The organism is Pseudomonas benzopyrenica (genome assembly GCF_036884265.1).
GTDB lineage: Bacteria > Pseudomonadota > Gammaproteobacteria > Pseudomonadales > Pseudomonadaceae > Chryseomonas > Chryseomonas benzopyrenica.
The window spans coordinates 4,892,492-4,906,442 of record NZ_CP145723.1 but is presented as its reverse complement, the minus strand read 5'-3'; the positions used below and the strand labels follow the sequence as shown (position 1 = coordinate 4,906,442).

At 69.5% G+C, this 13,951-nt stretch carries 14 protein-coding genes; 8 read left to right on the top strand and 6 right to left on the bottom strand.

What is annotated here, in order from left to right; translation table 11 throughout:
• Positions 1-43: 43 nt before the first annotated feature.
• Positions 44-691, top strand: coding sequence for an HAD-IA family hydrolase (locus V6W80_RS23140; RefSeq protein WP_338545469.1), 648 nt, complete (start codon positions 44-46; stop codon positions 689-691).
• A 55-nt stretch (positions 692-746) separates the two neighbouring features.
• On the opposite strand, the gene V6W80_RS23135 is transcribed toward V6W80_RS23140, so the two are convergent.
• The gene (locus tag V6W80_RS23135; protein ID WP_338545468.1) at positions 747-1,082 is read right to left on the bottom strand and encodes an I78 family peptidase inhibitor; all 336 of its coding nucleotides are present in this window, start codon (positions 1,080-1,082) and stop codon (positions 747-749) included.
• Positions 1,083-1,476: 394 nt separating this feature from the next.
• Here V6W80_RS23135 and V6W80_RS23130 point away from each other — a divergent pair, with 394 nt between their 5' ends.
• Genes V6W80_RS23130 through V6W80_RS23115 form a run of 4 tightly spaced genes read left to right on the top strand, consistent with a single transcriptional unit; the run spans position 1,477 to position 5,983 of the window.
• Positions 1,477-2,940: an alginate export family protein gene (locus tag V6W80_RS23130; RefSeq protein WP_338545467.1), complete on the top strand. Its 1,464-nt coding sequence runs from the start codon at positions 1,477-1,479 to the stop codon at positions 2,938-2,940.
• Positions 2,941-2,950: 10 nt separating this feature from the next.
• Positions 2,951-4,183 (top strand): 3-(3-hydroxy-phenyl)propionate transporter MhpT, encoded by a 1,233-nt coding sequence (gene mhpT / locus V6W80_RS23125; RefSeq protein WP_338545466.1) that lies wholly within the window; start codon positions 2,951-2,953, stop codon positions 4,181-4,183.
• A complete protein-coding gene (locus V6W80_RS23120) occupies positions 4,176-4,727 on the top strand; it encodes a DUF3237 domain-containing protein (RefSeq protein WP_338545465.1) in 552 nt (183 codons plus the stop codon). Before mhpT ends, V6W80_RS23120 begins: the two co-directional genes overlap by 8 nt.
• Before the next feature lie 23 nt (positions 4,728-4,750).
• Positions 4,751-5,983, top strand: a complete 1,233-nt coding sequence (locus tag V6W80_RS23115; protein ID WP_430707828.1) for a thiolase family protein — start codon at positions 4,751-4,753, stop codon at positions 5,981-5,983.
• A 49-nt stretch (positions 5,984-6,032) separates the two neighbouring features.
• On the opposite strand, the gene V6W80_RS23110 is transcribed toward V6W80_RS23115, so the two are convergent.
• From V6W80_RS23110 to V6W80_RS23090, 5 genes are all read right to left on the bottom strand, one after another.
• Positions 6,033-7,427 (bottom strand): sensor histidine kinase, encoded by a 1,395-nt coding sequence (locus tag V6W80_RS23110; protein WP_338545463.1) that lies wholly within the window; start codon positions 7,425-7,427, stop codon positions 6,033-6,035.
• On the bottom strand, positions 7,424-8,101 hold the full coding sequence (locus V6W80_RS23105) for a response regulator transcription factor (RefSeq protein ID WP_068384534.1): 678 nt from the start codon (positions 8,099-8,101) through the stop codon (positions 7,424-7,426). The genes V6W80_RS23110 and V6W80_RS23105 overlap by 4 nt, the downstream gene beginning before the upstream one ends.
• A gap of 58 nt (positions 8,102-8,159) precedes the next feature.
• On the bottom strand, positions 8,160-8,711 hold the full coding sequence (locus tag V6W80_RS23100; protein ID WP_338545462.1) for a chorismate mutase: 552 nt from the start codon (positions 8,709-8,711) through the stop codon (positions 8,160-8,162).
• Between the two features lie 239 nt (positions 8,712-8,950).
• Positions 8,951-9,241: a cell division protein ZapA gene (gene zapA / locus V6W80_RS23095; RefSeq protein ID WP_338545461.1), complete on the bottom strand. Its 291-nt coding sequence runs from the start codon at positions 9,239-9,241 to the stop codon at positions 8,951-8,953.
• On the bottom strand, positions 9,238-9,513 hold the full coding sequence (locus V6W80_RS23090) for a hypothetical protein (protein ID WP_007161495.1): 276 nt from the start codon (positions 9,511-9,513) through the stop codon (positions 9,238-9,240). Before V6W80_RS23090 ends, zapA begins: the two co-directional genes overlap by 4 nt.
• 300 nt (positions 9,514-9,813) lie before the next feature.
• On the opposite strand from V6W80_RS23090, the gene arnB reads away from it, so the two are divergent.
• From arnB to arnA, 3 genes are read left to right on the top strand one after another with little or no spacing between them, the layout of a single operon-like run.
• A complete protein-coding gene (arnB, locus tag V6W80_RS23085) occupies positions 9,814-10,962 on the top strand; it encodes a UDP-4-amino-4-deoxy-L-arabinose aminotransferase (RefSeq protein ID WP_338547500.1) in 1,149 nt (382 codons plus the stop codon).
• Positions 10,959-11,948, top strand: a complete 990-nt coding sequence (gene arnC / locus V6W80_RS23080; RefSeq protein ID WP_241807518.1) for an undecaprenyl-phosphate 4-deoxy-4-formamido-L-arabinose transferase — start codon at positions 10,959-10,961, stop codon at positions 11,946-11,948. The genes arnB and arnC overlap by 4 nt, the downstream gene beginning before the upstream one ends.
• 14 nt (positions 11,949-11,962) lie before the next feature.
• Complete coding sequence (gene arnA, locus V6W80_RS23075) at positions 11,963-13,942, top strand: bifunctional UDP-4-amino-4-deoxy-L-arabinose formyltransferase/UDP-glucuronic acid oxidase ArnA (RefSeq protein ID WP_430707775.1); 1,980 nt, start codon at positions 11,963-11,965, stop codon at positions 13,940-13,942.
• The last annotated feature ends 9 nt before the right edge of the window (positions 13,943-13,951 follow it).

Genomic DNA, 13,951 nt, shown 5'->3' with positions numbered 1-13,951 from the left:
CGGTCGCCATACTGGCCAGTATCTCCGCCGCCTAGGACACCCCATGCATCACCCCCATCTGCTGTTCGATCTCGATGGCACCCTCACCGATTCGCGCCTGGGCATCACCCGGGCGATCCAGGTGGCGCTGCGCGCCGAGGGTATCGAGGAGCCCGATCTGCGCCGGCTGGAGGTCTTCATCGGCCCGCCGCTGCTGCAGAGCTTCAGGACCCACTACGGCTTCGACGAGGCGCGGGCCTGGCGCGCGGTGGAAGCCTATCGGGGGTATTTTCGCGCCACCGGCCTCTATGAGAACGAGGTCTATGCGGGCATCCGTGAGTTGCTGGCCGAGCTGCAGGCGGCCGGGCGGCGGCTCTATCTGGTGACGGCCAAGCCGCGGGTGTTCGCCGTGGAGATCCTCAGACATTTCGCCCTGACGGAGTTCTTCACCGCCCTGCATGGCAGCGAGCTGGATGGTACCCGCACCGACAAGGCCGAGCTGCTGCGTTTCGTGCTGGAAACCGAAGGCCTGGCGCCGGAGACCTGCCTGATGCTGGGTGACCGCGAGCACGACCTGATCGCCGCCCAGGCCAACGGTGTGGCGGCGGTGGCCCTGGGCTATGGCTTCGGCAGTCGGGAAGAACTGGAACGCCACTGCCCTGACTTCCACTTCCACAGCGTGGCGGCCCTGCGCCAGGGCTTCGGCCTCTAGCGGCAGACGTCGACCTGCGCGGCAGTGGCCGGCAGGTCGTGGGGTGCGCCGGGGATCAGCCGCAGGTGGCGGTCTGTACCACCAGACTGGCGCTGGTGGTGATGGTCAGCCGCTGGGAGTTGAAGTCCATGGTCATGGGGTCCTGCGGACGGACCACGCGAACGACCTGGGCACCGGCGCGCTGCCGGCCTTCTTCGGCCAGAGCCGGGGAGAGGGCCTTGCCGACCAGATCCTGGACCGCATCGGAATTGCAACGGCCACTGCTGCTGACGACACCGCTCGGGGCCGAGGAGGCCGCCGTCGGGCCGCTCTGGGTTTCGTGCGAGCCGCAACCCGCCAGCAGGGTGAAGAGCGCGGCACCGGCCAGCAGGAGAGGGGTCTTGGAGCTCATGAGTTCGCCTTTTCGATCGTGAGAGAAGGAACCTTAACCCGTACGGGCCTTCTCATGGACCCCTCTAGGGTAGGCATTGTTACAAATCGCGAGTCAGGCGACGTTGATAGGCGCAGGTGACCAGTCGTCTCCCAGAGATAAAGTTAACAAATATAACGTTCGGTAATCGGCCAGATTTGGGTGGGATGGCTTGATCCATTTTTGGCATCGACCATCATCGAACCAGGGCCGCACGGCCTCTTACGGTGACGACAACAACAAAAAAGGAACACCCGCCATGTCAGCTCGCTATCCCACCGCCTTCCCTCCTGACGCTCGGCCGATCCGCGCCCGCTAGGCCCTGATCCCCGCGCCTCGCGGCGCCTTCCGCCTCTTTCGTCAGGACGGTCACCTCATGTCTCTTTCGCGCTCGCTTCCGGCCTGCGCACGGGCCCGCTCGTGCCTCGCCTTTGCCTCTCTCGCCTCCCTGCTGGCCAGCCAGGGCGCCTTCGCCGCGCCTTCCACCACCCTGGAAAGTGCCCGCCCCAAGCCCCTCAACAGCCTGGAGACGGCGCGTCCCCTGCCGCCCGGGCCGCCGCGCTGGGCCGAGGACTATCGCTTCCTCGACGATCCGGCCAAGCGCACCGATGCCTTCGACGGGCTGCGCTACCAGCGCCTCGGCGATTCGGCCTGGCTGCAGACCGGCGGCGAGGCGCGCTATCGCTTCGACAGCATCCGCAATCCGGTCTTTGGCCGGCGTGGGGTGGATACCGATCACTACATCCAGCAGCGCCTGCAGCTGCACGCCGACCTGCACCTGTTCGACGACGCCGTGCGCGCCTTCGTCCAGCTGGAAAACACCCGCGCCTGGAACAAGGCGCTCTACGGCCCCTACGACCAGAGCCGAACCGAACTGCACCAGGCCTTCATCGACCTCAACACGCCGCTGGCCGGCGGCAAGCTGATGACCCGCATCGGCCGCCAGGAGCTGGGCTACGGCAACCAGGCCTTCGTCACCTACCGCGACGCCCGCAACATCCGCCTCAACTTCGACGGTCTGCGCCTGGCCTGGAGTCGCCCGGACGGCTACCGGCTGGACGCCTTCGGCCTGAGGCCCGTGGTGACCGGCGAGGACAGCTTCGACGATGGCTCCAACAACGCGGTCAAGTTCTATGGCCTCTATGGCACCCTGCCGCTGGCCGGACCGCTCAAGCTCGATGTCTACGGCTTCGGCCTGGAGACCGATCAGCGCACCCTGGACGGTCTGACCGGTGCGGAAAAGCGCTACACCGCCGGCCTCCGCCTGTTCGGCAACGCCGGTCCCTGGGACTGGAGCTGGGACCTGGCCGGGCAGGGCGGGCATCTGGCCGGGGCCCAGATCCGCGCCTGGGGCCTGAGCAGCGAAACCGGCTATCGCCTGGGCGGCGCCTGGAAGCCGCGCCTGGCCCTGCGGGTGGACGCCGCCAGTGGCGATCACGGCCTGGGCGACGACCGCGTCGGCACCTTCGATCCGCTCTATCCGAAGAATGGCTTCTATGGCGACTCCGGTCTCACCACCCTGGCCAACCTCTATCTGGTCGGCCCGCTGCTGACCCTGGCGCCGCGACCGACCCTGCAGCTGGAAAGCGGGCTGTTCGGCGTCTGGCGGCAGAGCACCGAAGACGGCGTCTACCTGCCGGGCATGACCACGGTGCCGGGCACCGCGGCCAGCTCGGCGCGCAAGGCCGGCACCCTCTGGCGCAACAACCTGCGCTGGATGCCCACCGCCAACCTGACCCTGGACCTGGAGTACAGCTACTTCCAGGCCGGCGCCGCCGTGCGCCAGGCCGATGGCGACGACACCAGCTTCCTGATGGCCGCCACCACCTTCCGCTTCTGAGGAGTCCACCATGCGCCTGCTCTCGACCGTTCCGCCCGGGGCCCGCCTGACCCTGCTGCTGTGCTTCATCGTCGCCCTGCTGGAGGGCATGGACCTCCAGGCCATGGGCATCGCCGCCCCGGCCATGGCCAAGGCCTTCGGCTTCCAGCCGGGGCAGATGGGCCTGGTGTTCAGCGCCAGCATCCTCGGCCTGCTGCCCGGCGCCTTCATCGGCGGCTGGTGCGCCGATCGCATCGGCCGCAAGAAGGTGCTGATCGCCTGCGTGCTGATCTTCGGGGTCTTCTCGGTGGCCACCGCCCATGTCTGGAGTCTGGAGAGCCTGCTGCTGGCGCGGCTGCTCACCGGCATCGGCCTGGGCGGCGCCCTGCCCAATCTGATCGCCCTGTCCGCCGAGTCGGTGGACGAGCGCGCCCGCGCCACGGCGGTCAGCCTGATGTACTGCGGCGTACCCCTGGGTGGCGCCCTGGCGGCGGTGGTGGGGCTGCTGGACGTCGGCCGCTGGCAGACAGTGTTCTATGTCGGCGGCCTGGCGCCGCTGCTGGTGGCGCCGCTGCTCGGACGTTACCTGGCGGAGACCGCCGGCTTTCTGCGCACGCGCGGTGGGCCTCAGGCAAGCGGGCCGCGCGGGGCCTGGCTGGGCGCCATCCCGCTGTCGACCACCCTGCTGCTGTGGCTGGGCTACTTCTTCACCCTCACGGTGATGTACATGCTGCTCAACTGGCTGCCCTCGCTGTTGGTGGGCCAGGGCTTCAGCCGCGGCCAGGCGGTGGGGGTGCAGATCCTCTTCAACCTGGGCGGCGGCATCGGCTCGGTGCTGTTCGGCCTGCTCATGGATCGCTGGCGGCCACGGCTGACGGTGCTGGCCATCTACCTGGGCATCCTGCTGGGTCTGGCCGGGCTGGGTCTGGCCAAGGCCTATCCGCTGGTAGCCCTGGCCGGTTTCGCCGCCGGGCTGTTCGTGGTCGGCGGCCAACTGGTGCTCTATGCCCTGGCGCCGCAACTCTATCCGGCGGCGGTCCGGGCGACCGGAACCGGTGCGGCGGTGGCGGTCGGGCGCCTGGGCGCCATGGCCGGACCGCTGCTGGCGGGCCAGGTCCTGGCCCTGGGCGGGGGTGCGGCGACCCTGGTGGTGGCCACCACCCCGGCGGTGCTGGTGGCCGCGGGCGCGGTGCTGGCCCTGCTGCAAAGGCGGACGGCGGCGCCCGCGGCCACCGCCCGCGTGGAGGCTCCCCGTCATGCGTAGCCTGCTGCTGGTCACGTTGCTGATGCTGACCGGCCTGGCCCGCGCGGCCACGGCGGACGGCGATCCGGCCACCGCCACGCCACCACCATTGCAGCTCGAACCCCTGGCGCGTTTCGAGGTAGCCCTCGACGCGCCGGTGTGGGAGCTGGGCCAGACCAGCGACCTGGGCAAGCGGCGCATCATCCCCATCACCGGCGGTCGCTTCGACGGCCAGCGCCTGCACGGCCGGATCCTCGACAACGGCGCCGACTGGCAGGTGGTGACCGCCGATGGCCTGGCCATCATCGACACCCGCTATCTGCTGCAGACCGACGATGGCGCCCTGATCTATCTGCAGACCAAGGGCTATCGCTACGGCCCGCCGGAGGTGATGCGCGAGCTGGCCGCCGGCAAGCCGGTGGACCCGCGGCGCTACTTCTTTCGCGTCACCCTGACCTTCGAGACCGCCGCTCCGGTCTATGCCTGGCTCAACCGCGCCCTAGGCGTGGGCAGCGCCATGCGCCTGGGCAAGGCGGTGGTCTACGACGCCTATCTGCTGCAATAGAGGAGTACCCGATGTCCACCGGAATGAGTGCGCTCTACGACGATGTCCTGTTGCTGGATGGCGTGCGCACGCCCTGGACCGATCTGAATGGCGCTCTGGGGCAGGTATCACCCACCGACCTGGGTATCGCCGTGGCCCGGGCGCTGCTGGCGCGCGGCCACGCCGCCGGGGCGGTGGATTCCGTGCTGGCCGGCTCGGTGGCCCAGGCCAGCTTCGACGCCTACCTGCTGCCACGCCATATCGGCCTCTATGCCGGGGTGCCCGAGGCGGTACCGGCGTTGCAGGTGCAACGGGTCTGCGGCACTGGCCTCGAACTCCTGCGCCAAGCCAGTGACCAGTTGCAGAGCGGCCAGGCCAGTCGAGTGCTGGGCGTGGCGGCCGAGTCCATGACCCGCAACCCCATCGCCGCCTACACCCACCGCAGCGGCTTTCGCCTCGGCGCGCCGGTGGAATTCCACGACTTCCTCTGGGAGGCGCTCAAGGACCCGGCCGCCGGGCTGGACATGATCGCCACCGCGGAGCGCCTGGCGCAGCGCCACGGCATCGCCCGCGAGGCCGTGGATGCCTGGGCGCTGCGCAGTTTCGAGCGCGCCCTGGCGGCCCAGCGTCAGGGCTGGTTCGCGGAAGAGATCGTGCCGGTGGCGGCGGCGCGCTTCGAGGCCGCGGGCCTGGCGCCGCGGGAGTTGCGCCTGCCGCGGGGCTGCGCGGTGGTCGAGCATGACAGCCATCCGCGCGAGACGTCGCCGGAGGCCCTGGCGCGGCTGACGCCGGTACATCCGGGCGGCGTCCAGACCGCCGGCAACAGCTGCGCGGTGGCCGACGGCGCCGCCGCCGTGCTGCTGGCGCGGGGCGCGGACGCCGCGTCGGAACGGGCGTTGGCCTGGGTGCGGGGTAGCTGCGTGGTCGGGGTGCCGCCGGACGTCATGGGCAGCGGGCCGGTACCGGCCATCCAGGCCCTGCTCGACCGCGCCGGCCTGACCCTGGACGCCATCGACCGCCTGGAGATCAACGAAGCCCAGGGCGCCCAGCTGCTGGCGGTGCAGCAGGCCCTGGAGCTGGATCCGGCGCGCCTCAATGTGCACGGCGGCGCCATCGCCCTGGGTCATCCGCTGGCCGCCACCGGCCTGCGCCTGGCCATCACCCTGGCGCGTCAGCTGCGCGCCGAGGGGCTCAGGTACGGGGTAGCGGCGGTGTGCATCGGCGGTGGGCAGGGGATGGCGGTGCTGCTGGAGAATCCGGGGTGGCGAGGGCGCTAAGGTGTAGGGTTGGCCAGGGCGTGTTGGGCTTCGCAGGGCTCAGCCCAACCTACGAAGCCTCCGCCGGGGTCACGACCAGGGGCGGGAAATGGATGGCCACGCGCAGGCCGTGGCCGCCGGTGGCGGTGGCCAGTTCGATGCCGGCGTCGTGGGCGGTGGCGATGTCGCGGACGATGGCCAGCCCCAGACCGGTGCCGTGGATGCCGCTGTCGAGGCGATAGAAGCGCTCGAAGATGCGTTCGCGCTCCGCTTCGGGAATGCCCGGGCCGTCGTCTTCCACCTCCAGTACCGTCGCTCCGGCCTGGCCGCGCAGCCTTACCGTGACCTGACCGCCGCGTGGGGTGTATCTGAGGGCGTTGTCGACCAGGTTGTCGAGCAGGTCGCGCAGCTGAAAGGCGTTGCCCTGCACGGTCTGCGGCTCCAGTTCGTAGCCCAGGTCGATGCCGTGGCCATCGGCCTGGGACAGCTGGCTGGGCATGGCTGCGCCGATCAGCTCGTCCAGCCGCAGGGGTTCGCGTGGCGGACTTTCCAGGCGTGCGGTGGCGGCGCGGGCCAGGGTCAGCAACTGGTTGGTCTGGCGGGTCATGCGCTCGGTGGCGGCCTGGAGTTGCGCCAGGGCCGCGGCGCTTTCAGCATCCCCGGCATGGCGCTGGCGCAGCCACTGGGTCAGGGTGCTGATGCCGGCCAGCGGGGTGCGCAACTGGTGCGCCATGTCATCGAGAAAGGCGCGCTGGTTGCGTGCGCCCTCGCGGATGCGCAGCAGCAGGCCGTTGAGCGCGGTGACGAAGGTGCCCAGTTCGCGAGGCGCACCCTCTTCGCGCAGTGGCGCCAGGTCATCGTAGTGGCGGCTGTCGAGCTGGCGCTCCAGCCGTTCCAGGGGCTTGAGGCCCCGGCGCACCGCCCAGAGCAACTGGGCGGCGATCAGCAGGGCGACTAGGATCTGCACCGCCACCAGGGTCAGCACCATGCGCTGCAGGGCGGCGGTGTGGCGACTCAGGGTCTGGGCCACGCTGGCCACCACCGGTTGCCCGGCTACCGTGCCGAGGCGGCCGACCATGAACACCGAGCGGTCGTTGATGCGGGTGCGCAGGGCGGTGGTATGGCCGTCGCGCATCTCGTCGGTGATCTCCTGGACCGGCATGGCCTCATCGCCGAACAGCAGCTGGCCATCGAGGGTGCGGACCGCCAGCCAGACGTGGTCATGACTGTTATGGCGCAGCAGGTAGTCGGCTTCCGTCGGCAGCCACAGGCGGCCGTTGCCATCCACCTCCAGTTGTTCGAGCAGCAGGATCACCGCATCGGTGAGATCGCCGTCCAGGGCGCTGAACGCCGGTTTGCGGGCGAACTGATAGCTGACCACCGCGCCGGCGAGGTTCACCAGGAGCACCGGCAGCACCAGCCACTTGAGCAGCCGCCGGCGCAGGCTGGGCGCGGTGGCGGTCATGGCGCGGCTTCTTCCAGGCGATAGCCGAAGCCGCGCACGGTACGGATGCCGACCCCGGAGTCGGCCAGTTTCAGCCGTAGCCGCGAGACATAGACCTCCACGGCGTTGTGGGTCAGATCCTCGCTGCCCCAGGGGGCCAGGGCGTCGATGATCTGCTGCTTGGAGACCACCTTGCCGGCCTGGCGCAGCAGGTGTTCGAGCACCGCCCACTCGCGGGCCGAGAGATCCAGTGAGGTGTCGCCAAGGCGCGCCTGGTGGGCGGCGGTGTCCAGGCGCAAGACGCCAAGGGTGAGGTCGGCGCTGTTCTGGCCACCGGCGCGACGGACCAGCGCCTTGATCCGCGCCACCAGCTCGGGCACGGCGAAGGGCTTGACCAGGTAGTCGTCGGCGCCCACCTCGAAGCCATGTACCCGGTCGTCGATGGCGTCGCGGGCGGTGAGCAGCAGCACCGGCTGATCGCTGCCACGCTGGCGCAGACGGCGGACCACCTCGAAGCCGTCCAGGCCACCGGGCAGGCCGATGTCCAGCACCACCACGGCGAAGCGGGTGGTGCGCAGCCAGGCGTCGGCCTCGGCGCCGGTGCGCAGGAGGTCGACCTGCATGCCATGGCCTTCCAGGACGCGGCGGATACCGTCGGCCAGGGTGGCGTCATCTTCGACGAGCAGGATGTGCATGTAGGGTCCTTGGATTCAACGCGGTTCGGTCGCCGTGCCGCCGATTATGCACAGGCTCTCAGCGCGGCAGGGTGCAGAAATCGCCCAGCGCTCGCACCAGGGCCAGGCGGTGGAGATCATCGGGGCGTGCGGCGGCGAGATGGGCGGCGAGGGCGCGCTCCAGCTGCGCCGGGCAGTCCGCGGCGGCGCGCAATTCGCCGGTGGCGGCGAGACCGCCGAGCAGCCTGGCCTGGAGTTCGTTCAGCTGGGTCCTGAGTGCCGTGAGGTCCGTCGTGCTGGCGGGCAGCGGCTGTTCGTTGCGCCGCCAGGCCTGCAGCAGGCCGTATTGCACCAGCTTGTTGGCTTCCATCTGGGCGGCGAAAAAGGTCTGGGCGGTGGCCGGGGAGACGCTGGCGGCGGGCGCGGCCTGGGCGACGTCCTGCAGCACCTGGCGTTCGCGTGCTTCGTCCAGCACCGGCTTGCCGCTGTCGTGCTTGCTGCGGGCCACCTGATCGGCCAGCGTCAGGCGCTGGGCCATGGCGTCCAGCAGGGCCGGCAGCGGCGTCGGCGCGGCCTGGGCGCCGAGGGCGATACTCAAGAGCGGCAAGGCGAGCCAGCGAATACCGGACATGACGGACCTCCAGGGCAGGGGAAGGGCACCGAAGCTCGCATGGGGCAGCGGGGTGGTCAAGATTAGCGGGGCAGGGCGGTGTGGCTTTCGTAGGTTGGGCTGAGACGGCCCCATCGTCGAAGCCCAACACGGCGGCGTCGAGCGCAGGTCGGCTTCGCGCGGAGCGGCGCCCTCATCCCAACCCTCTCCCAGGGGGAGAGGGGCAGAACGGCGCGGGTGGCGTGCCTCTGTGGATGAGGCTAGGCCTCCTGCGTCGCCCGTACCTCGGCGGTCAGGGCCTGGAGGCGGGCGTCGAGGGCGCTCAGGGCGCCGGCATCGGCGGCGGTGTCCAGGCTCAGGCGCAGGGCGGCCAGCACCAGCAGCTCGATGGCGTCACCGCGGCGGCGATCGCCCTGGATGGCGACCAGTTCGTCGCGCAGGCGGGCGGCGGCCTGTTGCAGGGCGGCGCGGTCGCCTTCGGCCACCTTGAAGCGGTAGCGGCGACCGAGCACCTCCACCTCGTCGTCGGCGCCTGCGCCTGCGGTCTTCACTCGACGCTGGCCGCGTGGCGCTGCTCGGCGTCGGCGGCTACCGCCTGCTCGACGGACTGGGCAGACAGCAGGGCCAGCAGGCCTTCCACGCGCTGGCGGGTGCTGGCGCCGTGTTCTTCCTGCTCCAGCAGACTCAGTTGCAGGGTGTCGTTTTCCTCGCGCGCGGCCAGCAGGGCCTGCTCCAGTTCCTGGGTGCGGGCGGTCAGGCGCTGGTTGCGCTGCAGCAGGTCGCGGATGGCGGTTTCCAGTTCGCTCAGGGTGTTGTCCAGCATGGGCGCGGTCGTCTCTCGTGTCAGGTTCGGGACTGCCAAGGGGGCAGGGATCAGCATTCTAGGCCTCTCACCGACCACCGGCACCCCATTCGTAACAGGCTAAGCCCTTGTTTTGCCAAGGGGTTCACGGGGGTGGCCGGCGAGCTGACCGGCTGTCAGGCAGTTGTCAGGTTGCGCTAAGGGGGCCGTAAGGCAAGACGCCTTAGCCTGGGCTCATCGCGTCGGCTGTCCTGTCCCGGCGCCCCTCGCTTCGGATGAGCCGCCATGACCGATCTGTCCCAGAGCACCGCCCCGCGTCAGCTGGACGAGCCTTTCCTGCCGTTCTCCCGACCCAGCATCGGCGCCGAGGAAGTGGCCGCGGTGAGCAAGGTGCTGACCTCGGGCTGGATCACCACCGGCCCCCAGGCCAACCTACTGGAAGAGCGCTTCGCCGATTCGGTGGGCGCCGCCCACGCCGTGGCCCTGTGCTCGGCCACCGCCGCCATGCACGTGACCCTGCTGGCGCTGGACATCGGCCCGGGCGACGAGGTGATCACCCCCTCGCTGACCTGGGTCTCCACCGCCAACATGATCACCCTGATCGGTGCCACCCCGGTGTTCGTCGATGTCGACCGCGACACCCTGATGGTCTCCGCCGAGCAGGTGGCCGCCGCCATCACCCCGCGCACCAAGGCCATCGTGCCGGTGCACTACGCCGGCGCCAGCTGCGACCTGGCCCCGCTGCGCGCCCTGGCCCGCAAGCATGGCGTGGCGCTGATCGAAGACGCCGCCCACGCCGCCGGCACCCGCTACCAGGGCGAGCCCATCGGCCAGCGTGGCACCGCCATCTTCAGCTTTCACGCCATCAAGAATCTGACCTGCGCCGAAGGCGGCATGCTGGTGACCGACGACGCCACCCTGGCCGAGCGGGTGCGCCGCTTGAAATTCCACGGTCTGGCGGTGGATGCCTTCGACCGTCACGCCCTGGGCCGCAAGCCCCAGGCCCAGGTGCAGGAGCCCGGCTTCAAATACAACCTCTCGGACATCCATGCCGCCCTGGCCCTGGTGCAGCTGGATCGCCTGGGCGACATCAACAGCCGCCGGCGGCTGCTGGCCCAGGCCTACACCCAGCGCCTGGCGCAGCTGCCGGTCGCCCCGCTGGCGCTGCCCGACTACGCCCAGACCCACGCCTGGCACCTCTACATCCTGCGTATCTGCCCCGAGCGCTGCGGGCTGGAGCGCGAAGCCTTCATGGCCGGCCTCAAGGCGCGCGGCATCGGCACCGGCATCCATTTCACCGCCACCCATCTGCATCCCTGGTACCGCGAGCGCTGGCCTGCGCTGGCGCTGCCCAACAGCGAATGGAATTCGGCACGGCTGTGCTCCATCCCGCTGTTTCCCGACATGACCCTCGCCGACGTCGACCGCGTGGTCGGCGCCATCGAAGACCTGCTGGAGAAAGGCGCATGAAGCCCTATGCCATCGACCGGGTATCCGTGGTGATCCCCGTCTACAACGAAGAAGCCAGTCTGCCGGAACTGCTGCGCCGCACCCGCGCCGCCTGCCGCCTGCTGGATTGCCAGGTGGAGATCATCCTGGTCGACGACGGCAGCCGCGACCGCAGCGCCGAACTGCTGCAGCAGGCCGCCAGCGAGCCGGACAGTCCCGTTGTGGCGGTGCTGCTCAATCGCAACTACGGCCAACACTCGGCGATCCTCGCCGGCTTCGAGCAGGCCCGTGGCGATCTGATCATCACCCTGGACGCCGATCTGCAGAATCCGCCGGAAGAGATCCCGCGCCTGGTGCACACCGCCGCCCAGGGCTACGACGTGGTCGGCACCGTGCGCCAGCAGCGCCAGGACTCCTACCTGCGCACCCTGCCGTCGCGGCTGATCAATCGCGCCGTGCAGCGTTCCACCGGCGTCGCCATGCGCGACTACGGCTGCATGCTGCGCGCCTATCGTCGCCAGGTGGTGCAGTCGATGCTGGCCTGCCACGAGCGCAGCACCTTCATCCCGATCCTGGCCAACAGCTTCGCCCGCCACACCACCGAGATCGAGGTGGCCCACGCCGAGCGCGAACACGGGGATTCCAAGTACGGCTTCCTCAAGCTGATCAACCTGATGTTCGACCTGCTGACCTGCATGACCACCACCCCGCTGCGCATGCTCAGCCTGTTCGGCGGTGGCCTGGCCGTCTTCGGTTTCCTCTTCGCCGCACTGCTGCTGGTGCTGCGCGTCACCCACGGCGCCGAGTGGGCGGCCGACGGTGTGTTCTCGCTGTTCGCCGTGCTGTTCATCTTTACCGGCGCCCAGTTCGTCGGCCTCGGTCTGCTCGGCGAGTACCTCGGCCGGGTGTACCACGACGTCCGTGCCCGGCCCCGGTTCCACGTGGAACAAGTGATCCGCGCCGCCACCCTTTCTCCTTCGCCGGCGCCGCTGCGCCAGGTCCAGTAACAGGAAAGCCCCTGATGAAAACCGCCATCGTCTTCGCCTACCACGACATCGGCTGCGCCGGCCTCGCCGCGCTGATCCAGGCCGGCTATCCCATCGCCGCCGTCTTCACCCACCCGGACGATCCGAGCGAAAATCGCTTCTTCGGTTCGGTGGCCCAACTCTGCGCCCGCCACGGCATCCCGGTGCACGCGCCGGAAGACGTCAACCACCCGATCTGGGTCGAGCGCATCCGCGCCCTGGAGCCGGATTTCATCTTCTCCTTCTACTACCGCAACCTGCTGTCCAATGACGTCCTGGCCTGCGCCAAGCGCGGCGCCTACAACCTGCACGGTTCGCTGCTGCCGCGCTATCGCGGTCGCGCCCCGGCCAACTGGGTGCTGGTCAACGGCGAGACCGAGACCGGCGTGACCCTGCACCGCATGGTCCAGCGCGCCGACGCCGGCGCCATCGTCGCCCAGCAACGCGTCGCCATCGCTGCCGACGACACCGCCCTGACCCTGCACGCCAAGCTGCGCGAAGCCAGCCAGACGCTCCTGCGCGACAGCCTGCCGGCCCTGGCCGAAGGCCGCCTGACCGAACGCGAGCAGGACGAGAGCCAGGCCACCACCTTTGGCCGCCGCAGCGCCGCCGATGGCGAGCTGGAGTGGAGCCGTCCGGCTGTGGAGCTGAACAACCTGGTGCGCGCCGTGACCCAACCCTATCCGGGCGCCTTCGGCTGGATCGGTGATCGCAAGCTGATCGTCTGGAGCGCCCAGGCGCGTCAGGAAAGCCATGGCCAGGCCCCCGGCAGCGTGCTGAGCCTGGAACCCCTGCGCATCGCCTGTGGCGAGGGCGTCCTGGAAATCCAGGCCGGCCAGCTGGGCGACAACGGCCTCTATCTGTCCGGTCCGCAACTGGCCCGCGAAGCCGGCCTGGTGGCCGGTGCCCGCCTGCACCGCCAGGATCGCCGCGCCAAGCGCCGTACCCGGGTGCTGATCCTCGGCGTCAACGGTTTCATCGGCAACCACCTCTCCGAGCGCCTGCTGGCCGACGGCGAGTACGAGGTCTATGGCCTGGACATCGGCTCCGACGCCATCGAACGGCTCAAGGCCGATCCGAATTTCCACTATGTGGAAGGCGACATCTCCATCCACACCGAGTGGCTGGAATACCACATCAAGAAGTGCGACGTGGTGCTGCCGCTGGTGGCCATCGCCACCCCCATCGAATACACCCGCAATCCGCTGCGCGTGTTCGAACTGGACTTCGAGGAAAACCTCAAGATCGTTCGCCACTGCGTGAAGTACGGAAAGCGCGTGATCTTCCCGTCCACCTCCGAGGTGTACGGCATGTGCCAGGACGAGCGCTTCGACGAAGACCGCTCCAACCTGGTGGTCGGCCCGATCAACAAGCAGCGCTGGATCTACTCGGTCTCCAAGCAGCTGCTCGACCGGGTCATCTGGGCCTACGGCGCCAAGGGTCTGAAATTCACCCTGTTCCGTCCGTTCAACTGGATGGGCCCGCGCCTGGATCGGCTGGACTCCGCGCGCATCGGCAGCTCCCGCGCCATCACCCAGCTGATCCTCAACCTGGTGGAAGGCACCCCGATCAAGCTGGTCGACGGCGGCGCCCAGAAGCGCTGCTTCACCGACGTCGACGACGGCATTGAGGCGCTGTTCCGCATCATCGAGAACCAGGGCGGTCGCTGCGACAGCCAGATCGTCAACATCGGCAATCCGGACAACGAAGCGAGCATTCGCGAGCTGGCCGAGGAGCTGCTGGCCCAGTTCGAGGCCCATCCGCTGCGCCACGAATTCCCGCCCTTCGCCGGCTTCCGCGAGGTGGAGAGCAAGAGCTTCTACGGCGACGGTTACCAGGACGTGGCCCACCGCAAGCCCAGCGTGGAGAACGCCCGCCGCCTGATCGACTGGCAGCCGAGCACCGCCATGGCCGCCACCGTCGGCAAGACGCTGGACTTCTTCCTGCGCGAAGCCATGGCGCAGCGGGAGGCCTGATGAAAGCCC